The organism is Caulobacter sp. 17J65-9, from assembly GCF_010975005.1.
GTDB lineage: Bacteria > Pseudomonadota > Alphaproteobacteria > Caulobacterales > Caulobacteraceae > 17J80-11.
Window position 1 is genome coordinate 1 of record NZ_JAAIVC010000316.1, and the last position, 955, is coordinate 955.

The window sequence follows — 955 nt, forward strand, 5'->3', positions numbered from 1 at the left end:
CTCCCGGTCCGCCCAGGCCGCGGTGGTCGCCGCCGTCGCCGGCGGCCTGGCCCGCGTCGCCGAGGGCGACCTGACCGAGCGTCTGGTGAAGGCCTTCCCGGCCGACTACGAGGCGCTCCGCCGCGACTTCAACCGCGCCATGGACCAGCTGCAGGAGGCCATGGTCGCCGTGGCCGAGGCGACCGACGGCATCCGCACCGGCACCACCGAGATCTCCAGCGCCGCCGACGACCTGTCGCGCCGCACCGAACAGCAGGCCGCCAGTCTGGAGGAGACCGCCGCGGCCCTGGACGAGATCACCGCCACGGTGAAGCGCACGGCCGACGGCGCCGCCACCGCCCGTGACGCGGTCGGCTCCGCCGCCGCCGACGCCGAGACCGGCGGCGCGGTGGTCCGCGACGCGGTCGCCGCCATGGGCGAGATCGAGGGCTCGGCCAAGCAGATCGGCCAGATCATCGGCGTGATCGACGAGATCGCCTTCCAGACCAACCTGCTGGCGCTCAACGCCGGGGTGGAAGCGGCCCGCGCCGGCGACGCCGGCAAGGGCTTCGCCGTCGTGGCCTCCGAAGTCCGCGCGCTGGCCCAGCGCTCGGCCGAGGCCGCCAAGGAGATCAAGGCGCTGATCTCGGCCAGCTCCGACCAGGTGGCCGCCGGCGTGGCGCTGGTCGGCCGTTCGGGCCAGGCGCTCTCGCGCATCGTCGAGCAGGTCGGCCGGGTGCGCGGCCTGGTCGGCGAGATCGCCGCCTCCGCCCAGGAGCAGGCCGTGGGCCTGCAGCAGGTCAACACGGCGGTGAACCAGATGGACCAGGTCACCCAGCAGAACGCCGCCATGGTCGAGGAATCCACCGCCGCCAGCCACACCGTGGCGCGCGAGGCCGAGGAGCTGGCCCGCCGCATCGGCCGCTTCCGCCTGTCGACCGCGACCGCCCGCCCAGCCGCCCGGCCGTCGCCGGCG

Annotated in this window: 1 protein-coding gene; it reads left to right on the top strand. The window is 75.5% G+C overall.

What is annotated here, in order from left to right; genetic code table 11:
- Positions 1–955 (top strand): methyl-accepting chemotaxis protein (locus tag G3573_RS21635; protein WP_240454840.1); only part of this gene is annotated, 955 nt, incomplete at both ends.